Here is an 8,757-nt window from a genome sequence, read left to right on the forward strand (position 1 = left end):
ACATATTAGGAAGCGACGCAAGAGTTATCATCGCTTGCGAATTCGGATTTGGAGAAAGACGTGACGGCGATCTTTGCGGAACAGGCGCTTCTGGCCGACGGCTGGCATGACAAGGTGCGGATCGTTTCTGCCGATGGCCGTATCGCAATGGTCGAGCCGAGCGCATTGCCCCAGCCCGGCGACGAACATCACGCCATCCTGTTGCCGGGAATGCCGAACCTGCACAGCCATGCCTTCCAGCGCGGCATGGCCGGGCTTGCCGAATTGCGCGGCCCATCGGCGGACAGTTTCTGGAGCTGGCGCGAGGTGATGTACCGTTTCGCGCTGTCGATGACGCCGGACCAGGTCGAGGCGGTCGCAGCCCAGCTCTATGTCGAGATGCTGGAGGCCGGTTTTTCACGCGTTGGCGAATTCCACTACCTCCATCACGACCGCGATGGGAAACCTTACGCCAACATCGCCGAGATGGCCGAGCGCATCGCTGCGGCGGCCGCCGACACCGGCATCGGTCTGACGCTTCTGCCAGTGTTCTATGCGCATTCCTCTTTCGGCGGTGCCGCTCCCAATGAAGGCCAGCGACGATTCATCAATGATGTGAATCGGTTCTCGCTGCTGCTTGAGAAAAGCCGGGAATGTGTTCGCGCGTTGAATGAGCCTGTCGTCGGCGTTGCACCGCATAGCCTGCGCGCAGCGACCCCGGATGAACTTACCGCAATTGCCGCTATGGCGCCTGACGGACCGATTCACATTCACGTCGCTGAGCAAGTGAAAGAGGTCGAGGACTGCCTTGCCTGGTCGGGCGCGCGTCCGGTCGAATGGCTGCTCGCCAATGCCAGTGTCGACGGGCGCTGGTGCCTGATCCACGCCACCCACATGACCGAGGCCGAGACGGTGGCGATGGCCAGAAGCGGCGCAATCGCTGGCCTCTGCCCGATCACCGAGGCCAATCTTGGCGACGGCACCTTCGCCGCCCCTCTATTCAGAGAACATGGCGGCCGCTTCGGTGTCGGCTCCGATTCCAATGTGCTGATCGGCCTGCCCGACGAATTGCGGCAGCTCGAATATTCGCAGCGCCTCGCTCATCGCGCCCGCAATGTGCTGGCGGTCGCCGGCGGCTCGACCGGTCGCGCGCTGTTCGATGCCGCACTCGACGGCGGCAGTGCCGCTCTTGGCGCCGGCCCGTCGCGGATAGCTTCTGCTGCCTCTGCCGATTTCGTCTCGCTCGACGCCAACCATCCCTCGCTATCCGGCAAGTCCGGGGACGCGATCCTCGATGCCTGGATCTTCGCCAATGGCACCAAGGTCGATTGCGTCTGGGTGCATGGCGCAAAGCTGGTCAGCGGCGGCAGGCATGCAAGGCGCGATGCCATTGCCGAGCGCTTCCGCTCCGTGATGACGGCGCTTTCGGCATGAGCATCATCGAGACTGTTGATGCGGAAGGCAGCGAGGCTGTCTCGCTGCACCAGCGCATCCTGTCCGATATCAGCGAGAAGATCCTGTCCGGCGCCTGGCCGCCCGGCCACCGCATTCCGTTCGAGCATGAACTGACGGCGGAATACAATTGCTCGCGGATGACCGTGAACAAGGCGCTGTCGCAGCTCGCCAAAGCCGGACTGATCGAGCGCCGCCGCCGCTCGGGCAGCTTTGTGCGCCGGCCGCAGTCGCAGGCCGCGGTGCTGGAAATCCACGACATCCGGATCGAGGTCGAGGCGCTTGGGCTTCCCTATCGCTATCAAAGGCTGGAGCGGCTGAAACGACGCAGCAGCGCCGAGGACCGCATGCTGCTGGAACTTGCCGCTCCAGGGCCGGTACTGGCGCTGGAGGGCCTGCATTTCGCGGGACAGCGGCCATTCGCGCATGAACAGAGGCTAGTCAACCTGGCCGCCGTCGCGGAAGCCGGCGAGGAAGAGTTTCTCGACATCGCAGCCGGGCCGTGGCTGATCGGGCGCGTGCCTTGGAGCGAAGCCGAGCACCGCATCCGGGCCATCGCCGCCGACGATCATATAGCCGATGCCCTCGACATCGAGCCCGGTGCGCCGTGCCTGGTGGTCGAGCGGCGGACATGGAGCGCCGAGCACCCGGTGACGCATGTGCGCTTCATTTATCCGGCGGGGAGCCACACGCTGGTGGCAAGATTCAGGCCGTCGCAGGGGTGAATTGCAGGGCTTGAGATTGGCGAAAGCCGGCGTGCCGTCCGATCTCCCCCCTCGTGGGGGAGATTGGCAGCTTCAACGCCTCAGATCGCCGCCGTGACGATGATTTCGACCAGATATTCCGGGCCGGCGAGCCTGGCCTCGCCGGTGGCGCGGGCCGGGGTGTGGCCCTGCGGCACCCACTTGTCCCATTCCGCGTTCATCTCGGAAAAGGTGCTCATGTCGGCCAGCCAGATGATCGCCTGCAGGATCTTGGTCTTGTCTGTGCCAGCCTTGGCCAGCAATTCGTCGATAGCCGCCAGGATGGTCCTGGTCTGGGATGCGACATTGCCGCTTGGTTCGCCGACCTGGCCAGCCAGGTAGACGGTGTTGCCGTGGATGACGATCTGGCTCATGCGCGGGCCAACATCGATGCGACGAATGCTCATTGGGCGTTTCCTTCCTTTTTATCGGTTGCGCCTCTTTAGAGTCGCAGTTCGCTTCGAGCAAGGCCGCCCGGATGAAAGCTCTTGAGCCAACAGCCCCTGTCCCGAACCAGGCGCGTACACAACGAGTTGACCGGGGCGTCGCAATTCCGCCGGATTGGCTTGTTGACTAATGTAATAACATCACATATCGACTCGACCCTCGCTAGTTTTCGCGGATCGCCGCCCACGGATCGTCTGATGATCAATGCCTGCCTGACCTTCCGCGACCTGACGCTGGGCTATAACAGCCATCCGGCAATCCATCATCTCGACGGCGCGATCCGCAAGGGTTCCCTGACCGCCGTGGTCGGCGCCAATGGCTCGGGCAAGTCAACGCTGATGAAGGGGATCGTCGGCGTGCTCAAGCCAATGGCCGGCGCCGTCATCCGGGCTCCGGGCGTGCGCGCCGCCTATCTGCCGCAGCAGTCGGAGCTCGACCGTTCCTTCCCCGCCCGGGTTGTCGATCTGGTTTCGCTCGGATTGTGGCCACGGCGCGGGCTTCTCGGCCGCCATACCAGGGAAGATCGCGATTCGGTCAGCCAGGCGCTGATGGCGGTCGGTCTTGGCGGCTTCGAGAAGCGCCCGATCGACACGTTGTCCGGCGGCCAGTTGCAGCGCACGCTGTTTGCCCGCGTGCTTTTGCAGGACGCCGACCTCATCCTGCTCGACGAGCCGTTCAACGCGGTCGATTCAAAGACGGTCGGCGATCTCATTGCCTTGATCGAGCACTGGCACGGGGAGCAACGCACAATCATGGTCGTCGTCCACGACCTCGATCTGGTGCGGCGGAATTTTCCCGAAACGCTGCTGCTCGCGCGCCAGCCGGTCGCCTGGGGCGAGACCAGGGAAACGCTGAAACCGGAAAACCTGCTGCGCGCGCGCCGTTTCCACGAAGCCTGGGAGGAGAACGCGCCGTGGTGCGAGCCCGGTGAACATGACCATGGGCATGACCACGACCATCATGATCCTGCTCACGCGCATGACCACGATCACCATCACGGTGCCGGACCGAGGGCTGCCTGATGGACGTGCTCTATGGCCTCTTCATCGCTCCCTTTGCCGATTTCGCCTTTATGCAGCGGGCATTGATCGGCTCGCTGATGCTGTCGCTCGGCGCCTGCCCGGTCGGCGTCTTCCTGATGCTTCGGCGCATGAGCCTGTCGGGCGACGCCATGGCCCACGCCATCCTGCCGGGCGCCGCCGCCGGCTTCCTGCTCTATGGGCTGGAAATCCTGCCGATGACCATTGGCGGCCTGATCGCCGGCATCATCGTGGCGCTCGGCGCAGGCGCCGTTTCGCGCTTCACCATCCAGCGCGAGGACGCCTCGATGGCGGCCTTCTATCTGATCTCGCTGGCCATCGGCGTGCTGATGGTGTCGATCCGCGGCTCCAGCGTCGATCTCATGCATGTGCTCTTCGGCACGGTGTTGGCGCTCAACAATGAGGCGCTGGCGCTGATCGGCGGCATCGTCGCGGTGACGCTGGTCAGCCTTGCCATCTTCTGGCGGGCGCTGGTCGCCGAATGTCTCGATCCACTGTTCCTGCGCTCGGTCAGCCGGCTGGGCAGCCCGGTGCATTTCATCTTTCTCGGCCTTGTCGTGCTCAACCTGGTCGGTGGCTTTCAGGCGCTCGGCACCCTGCTTTCAGTCGGGCTGATGATGCTGCCGGCAGCGGCGGCCCGCTTCTGGACCGCTCGCGTCGAACCGATGTGCGTGCTGGCGGTGGTGATCGGCTTTGCCTCCTGCGTTGCCGGACTGCTGTTGTCCTATCATGCTTCGCTGCCGTCCGGCCCGGCCATCATCCTGTCCGCTGGCGTCGTCTATTTCGCGTCTATCCTGTTTGGCACGCGCGGCATCCTGCGCGCCCGCATCATCCATCACCGGCATAGAACCGCCTGATCCCCAACCCCTGAAGGAGACCTGCCCAATGCTGAAATCGATCCGTGCCGCCTTGGCGATGAGCGTTATAACATTAAGCGCCTTTGGTGCGTCGTCGGCCTTGGCCGAGCCGCTGAAAGTGGTCGCCAGCTTCACCGTCATCGCCGATTTCGCCAAGAATGTCGGCGGCGACCGGGTCAACATCACCACCATCGTCGGGCCGGATGGCGATGCCCATGTCTATGAGCCGAGCCCGGCCGATGCCGTGGCGATGGCCGGCGCCGATGTGGTTCTGGTCAACGGCCTGCATTTCGAAGGCTTTCTGCAGCGCCTGGTCGACGCCAGCGCCACCAAGGCATCGATCGTCACCTTGACCAAGGGGGTGACGCCGATCAACTTCAAGCCCGAATTCGCCGAGGCCGACGCTGCCGAAGGCGCCGATACCGGCAGCGGCAAGACGGTCACCGATCCGCATGCCTTCCAGTCGATCGCCAACGCCAAGATCTATGTGAAGAACATCGCCGACGCGTTCTGCGCCGCCGACGCCCAAGGCTGCGACAGCTACAAGGCCAATGCCGCAGCTTATACCGTCAAGCTCGATGCGGTCGAAGGCCAAGTGAAAGCGGCGATCCAGTCGATACCCGAGGAGAAGCGCGTGGTCATCACCTCGCATGACGCCTTTGGCTATTTCGAGCACGCATACGGCCTGACCTTCCTTGCCCCGCAGGGCGTGTCGACCGACTCCGAGCCTTCGGCCGCCGATGTCGCCAAGCTGGTCAAGCAGGTCCAGCAGGACAAGGCAGCGGCGATCTTCGTCGAGAACATCACCAATCCGCGCCTGATCGAACAGATCGCCAGCGAGACCGGCATCAAGGTGGGCGGCACGCTCTATTCGGATGCGCTGTCGCAGCCCGATGGCCCGGCCTCGACCTATATCGACATGATGCACAACAACATCGCCCAGATCAAAGGCGCGATCCTCGGCAGTTGAGGCGAGCGTTTACCCAACCGGGGCATTCGCGTCCCGGTTGGATTTTCCAGCCCGCAATATCTATTTGGCAGAGAATTCCCCCGATGCGGATTGCCGGTCTCGTCGGGGAATGGCAAGACTGCCGCCAACCAGAATTGCGAGGACAAGACATGGAATATCGTGAGATCAGCGAGGACTATTCGGTCTCGGGCCAGATCCAACCCGACGACGTCGCCGCCATCAAGCAGGCCGGTTTCAAGAGCATCATCTGCAACCGGCCGGATGACGAGCAGCCCGGCCAGCCTTCGGCGGACAGCGTCAAGGCGGCGGTCGAAGCCGCCGGGCTCGCCTTCCGCTACATCCCCGTCATCAGCGGCCAGATCACGGCCGAGAATGTCGAGGACCAAGCCGAGGCGCTGGATGAACTCGAAGGGCCGGTCTTCGCCTATTGCCGCTCCGGCGCGCGCTGCACCAATCTCTACGGGCTGATCCAGCAATCCAGAGGCTGACCTGTCAAATCGGCAGCGCGCCGGTTTCCTTCAGCGTCTCGAGCACGATCGCCGTCTTCACATGCTGCACGGATTCGTGCGGCAAAAGCACGCCGTTGACGAATGCCGACAGCGATTTCAGGTCGGGCGTTACCACCTTGAGGATATAATCCATCTCGCCGGTCAGCGCGTGCGCCTCCTGCACCTCGGGCAGCCGCGCCACCAATTCGCCGAAGCGCCGGGCATTGTCGCGGTTGTGGGTAGCGAGCGTCACCGAGATGACGTTGACCAGCGAAAAGCCAAGCTTGTCGCGGTCGAGCACCGCCTTGTAGCCCCTGATATAGCCGTCCTCCTCCAGCCGCTGGCGGCGGCGCGAGCATTGCGAGGCCGACAGGTTCACCCGTTCGGAAAGATCGCCGTTGGTGAGGCCGGCATCGTCCTGGAGCAGCGCCATTATCTTGCGGTCAAACTGATCGATGCGCGCATCATCCATGGATTTTCCTGCAATCTTGCATATTTCGCGCATGATTTGATCATTTCAAGCGCCTGAATGCAAGCACCGTGCGACCCTCCGGCGCTATCATGAGGAGAGATGGCCGCAAGCGGCCGAACAGTTCTTGGAGGATTGCCATGGGTCCCTTCCCGCACGACGCACCACCCGCGAAGATCAGCAAGGCCAACCCAGCCGGAACCGACGGATTCGAGTTCGTCGAATTCGCGCATCCCGAGCCGGAGAAGCTCGCAGAGCTGTTTACCCGCATGGGCTATGTCGCGGTTGCAAAACACCGCAGCAAGAACATCACCGTCTGGCGGCAGGGCGACATCAACTATGTCGTCAATGCCGAGCCTGGCTCGCATGCGATGAAATTCGTCGACAAGCATGGCCCCTGCGCAGCCTCGATGGCCTGGCGGGTGGTCGATGCCAAGCATGCTTTCGAGCATGCCGTCGCCAAGGGCGCCACCCCCTATGAAGGCTCAGACAAAGCGCTCGACGTGCCCGCCATCGTCGGCATCGGCGGCTCGTTGCTCTATTTCATCGAGACCTATGGGGAAAAGGGCTCGGCTTATGATGCCGAGTTCGAGTGGCTGGGCGCACGCGACCCGAAGCCGGAAGGCGTCGGCTTCTATTATCTCGATCACCTCACCCACAATGTCTATCGCGGCCAGATGGACAAATGGTGGGATTTCTACCGCGATCTGTTCGGTTTCAAGCAGATCCATTTCTTCGACATCGACGGCAAGATCACCGGGCTGGTCAGCCGCGCCATCACTTCGCCCTGCGGAAAGATCCGCATCCCGCTCAACGAATCCAAGGACGAAACCAGCCAGATCGCCGAATATTTGAAGAAGTACAATGGCGAAGGCATCCAGCATATCGCCGTCGGCACCGACGAGATCTACGCCGCCACCGACAGGCTCGCCGCCAACGGGCTGAAATTCATGCCAGGTCCGCCCGAGACCTATTACGACATGTCGCATGACCGGGTGAACGGCCATGACGAACCGATCGAGCGGATGAAGAAGCACGGCATCCTGATCGACGGTGAAGGCGTCGTCGACGGCGGCACGACCAAGATCCTGCTGCAGATTTTTTCAAAAACCGTGATCGGGCCGATCTTCTTCGAGTTCATCCAGAGGAAGGGCGATGAAGGCTTTGGCGAAGGCAATTTCCGCGCGCTGTTCGAATCGATCGAGCAGGACCAGATCAAGCGCGGGGTCCTGAAGGTGCAAGCGGCGGAGTAGGCTGATCCGCCGGCCTTGCGGCTCGATCAATTATGACCTAAATTATGGTCATAAAGGATCTAGCCATGAATATCTCCATCGCTGAAGCCAAGGCCAAATTGTCGGAACTCGTTAGCCGCGCGGAAGCCGGCGAGGAGATCGTGCTCACGCGCCACGGCAAGGTGGCCGCGCGTCTTGTGCCGCCAGCAGTGGCCGAACCCCTGCCACGTATCGGCGCCTTGAAGGGCAAGATCTGGATTGCGGACGATTTTGACGAACTCGGTCCCGAATGGGACGAGTACGTGAAATGACGGTCGGCCCGTTTCTCGCCGACACACATATCATCCTCTGGTCGATTTCGGACGATCGACGTCTCAGCGAGCACCACCGCGCTATCCTGGCTTCGGAAGCGGTGGTGTTCGCGAGCGCGGCAAGCGTTTGGGAAATTGCCATCAAACGTTCCATCGGAAAACTCAATGTGCCGGACGATCTGCCGACGCTGCTTCCGAGGATGCAATTTCAACCGCTCGCCGTAACCTTTCAGCATGCTAACGCCGTCGGCGGCTTACCCCGCCACCATGGTGATCCGTTCGACAGACTGCTGATTGCGCAGGCACAAGCGGAAAGCCTGACCATCCTTACATCCGACCCGCATTTCGCGCGTTACGATGTCGCTCTGGCATGATTAGCGAAGCAGGTTGGTCTCACAAACCAAGCCGCTCGACATCCGCTCTCCTCAGCTTCAGATCGTAATCGAGCAGGAACTCGTCGAGTTGCGGCGGTTTCACCGAGGTGCCGGAGAGCATCGCATGCACCTGGCCGCGATGGTGGATGTCGTGCAGAAAGACGTGGGCGAGGATGTCGCCGATCTTTTCCGGGATCATGCCATCCTCGCGCCGGTCGGTGATGACGCGCCGGTCGAGATCGGCCTCGGACAAGCCATCGCAGAAGGCGATGAGTCGCCGGTCGGCTGCGGTCTGGGCGGGAAACAGCGCTTGCGGCTCGTCGAACGGGACGAAATCGTCATGGGCGGCAGCGCCGACGCCACCCTCCTCGAGAAAATCGAGATAGAGATAATCT

At 62.3% G+C, this 8,757-nt stretch carries 12 protein-coding genes; 9 read left to right on the forward strand and 3 right to left on the reverse strand.

From position 1 onward, the window contains the following. The first annotated feature begins 60 nt into the window (after window positions 1–60). Window positions 61–1,413, forward strand: a complete 1,353-nt coding sequence (locus tag CN311_RS24515) for a formimidoylglutamate deiminase (RefSeq protein ID WP_097576265.1) — start codon at window positions 61–63, stop codon at window positions 1,411–1,413. Then, the gene (gene hutC, locus CN311_RS24520; protein ID WP_097576256.1) at window positions 1,410–2,156 is read left to right on the forward strand and encodes a histidine utilization transcriptional repressor HutC; all 747 of its coding nucleotides are present in this window, start codon (window positions 1,410–1,412) and stop codon (window positions 2,154–2,156) included. The genes CN311_RS24515 and hutC overlap by 4 nt, the downstream gene beginning before the upstream one ends. Before the next feature lie 80 nt (window positions 2,157–2,236). Here hutC and CN311_RS24525 read toward each other — a convergent pair whose 3' ends face one another. Beyond that, a complete protein-coding gene (locus tag CN311_RS24525) occupies window positions 2,237–2,581 on the reverse strand; it encodes a RidA family protein (RefSeq protein WP_097576257.1) in 345 nt (114 codons plus the stop codon). Window positions 2,582–2,818: 237 nt separating this feature from the next. Between CN311_RS24525 and aztA the strand changes: the two genes are divergently transcribed. The 4 genes from aztA (at window position 2,819) to CN311_RS24545 (ending at window position 5,976) form a co-directional block, all read left to right on the forward strand. Beyond that, complete coding sequence (aztA, locus tag CN311_RS24530; protein WP_097576258.1) at window positions 2,819–3,643, forward strand: zinc ABC transporter ATP-binding protein AztA; 825 nt, start codon at window positions 2,819–2,821, stop codon at window positions 3,641–3,643. Next, window positions 3,643–4,518 carry a zinc ABC transporter permease AztB gene (gene aztB, locus CN311_RS24535; protein WP_097576259.1) on the forward strand — a complete coding sequence of 292 codons (876 nt, stop codon included), beginning with the start codon at window positions 3,643–3,645 and terminating at the stop codon, window positions 4,516–4,518. The genes aztA and aztB overlap by 1 nt, the downstream gene beginning before the upstream one ends. Window positions 4,519–4,546: 28 nt before the next feature. Further along, a complete protein-coding gene (aztC, locus tag CN311_RS24540) occupies window positions 4,547–5,488 on the forward strand; it encodes a zinc ABC transporter substrate-binding protein AztC (RefSeq protein ID WP_097576260.1) in 942 nt (313 codons plus the stop codon). Between the two features lie 149 nt (window positions 5,489–5,637). Further along, window positions 5,638–5,976 carry a protein tyrosine phosphatase family protein gene (locus CN311_RS24545; protein ID WP_097576261.1) on the forward strand — a complete coding sequence of 113 codons (339 nt, stop codon included), beginning with the start codon at window positions 5,638–5,640 and terminating at the stop codon, window positions 5,974–5,976. Window positions 5,977–5,980: 4 nt separating this feature from the next. Here the strand turns inward: CN311_RS24545 and CN311_RS24550 are convergent, their stop codons facing one another. Continuing rightward, entirely contained in the window at window positions 5,981–6,448 is a 468-nt protein-coding gene (locus CN311_RS24550) for an Lrp/AsnC family transcriptional regulator (RefSeq protein ID WP_097576266.1), read from the reverse strand. 137 nt (window positions 6,449–6,585) lie between these two features. On the opposite strand from CN311_RS24550, the gene hppD reads away from it, so the two are divergent. From hppD to CN311_RS24565, 3 genes are all read left to right on the forward strand, one after another. Next, on the forward strand, window positions 6,586–7,698 hold the full coding sequence (gene hppD, locus CN311_RS24555; RefSeq protein ID WP_097576262.1) for a 4-hydroxyphenylpyruvate dioxygenase: 1,113 nt from the start codon (window positions 6,586–6,588) through the stop codon (window positions 7,696–7,698). 65 nt (window positions 7,699–7,763) lie between these two features. Next, window positions 7,764–7,988, forward strand: a complete 225-nt coding sequence (locus CN311_RS24560; RefSeq protein WP_097576267.1) for a type II toxin-antitoxin system Phd/YefM family antitoxin — start codon at window positions 7,764–7,766, stop codon at window positions 7,986–7,988. Continuing rightward, entirely contained in the window at window positions 7,985–8,362 is a 378-nt protein-coding gene (locus CN311_RS24565; protein WP_097576263.1) for a type II toxin-antitoxin system VapC family toxin, read from the forward strand. Before CN311_RS24560 ends, CN311_RS24565 begins: the two co-directional genes overlap by 4 nt. A gap of 19 nt (window positions 8,363–8,381) precedes the next feature. On the opposite strand, the gene CN311_RS24570 is transcribed toward CN311_RS24565, so the two are convergent. Then, a partial coding sequence (locus CN311_RS24570; RefSeq protein ID WP_097576264.1) for a DinB family protein occupies window positions 8,382–8,757 on the reverse strand: 376 nt, incomplete at its 5' end.

The organism is Mesorhizobium sanjuanii (genome assembly GCF_002529485.1).
GTDB classification, from domain to species: Bacteria; Pseudomonadota; Alphaproteobacteria; order Rhizobiales; family Rhizobiaceae; genus Mesorhizobium; species Mesorhizobium sanjuanii.

Excerpts from the sequence above, each read along its gene's own strand:
- CN311_RS24565 (WP_097576263.1), top strand. The coding sequence starts at position 7,985 with ATGACGGTCGGCCCGTTTCTCGCCGACACACATATCATCCTCTGGTCG.
- aztB (WP_097576259.1), top strand. The coding sequence starts at position 3,643 with ATGGACGTGCTCTATGGCCTCTTCATCGCTCCCTTTGCCGATTTCGCC.
- CN311_RS24550 (WP_097576266.1), bottom strand. The coding sequence starts at position 6,448 with ATGGATGATGCGCGCATCGATCAGTTTGACCGCAAGATAATGGCGCTG.
- CN311_RS24525 (WP_097576257.1), bottom strand. The coding sequence starts at position 2,581 with ATGAGCATTCGTCGCATCGATGTTGGCCCGCGCATGAGCCAGATCGTC.
- aztC (WP_097576260.1), top strand. The coding sequence starts at position 4,547 with ATGCTGAAATCGATCCGTGCCGCCTTGGCGATGAGCGTTATAACATTA.
- hppD (WP_097576262.1), top strand. The coding sequence starts at position 6,586 with ATGGGTCCCTTCCCGCACGACGCACCACCCGCGAAGATCAGCAAGGCC.
- CN311_RS24560 (WP_097576267.1), top strand. The coding sequence starts at position 7,764 with ATGAATATCTCCATCGCTGAAGCCAAGGCCAAATTGTCGGAACTCGTT.
- CN311_RS24545 (WP_097576261.1), top strand. The coding sequence starts at position 5,638 with ATGGAATATCGTGAGATCAGCGAGGACTATTCGGTCTCGGGCCAGATC.
- hutC (WP_097576256.1), top strand. The coding sequence starts at position 1,410 with ATGAGCATCATCGAGACTGTTGATGCGGAAGGCAGCGAGGCTGTCTCG.
- aztA (WP_097576258.1), top strand. The coding sequence starts at position 2,819 with ATGATCAATGCCTGCCTGACCTTCCGCGACCTGACGCTGGGCTATAAC.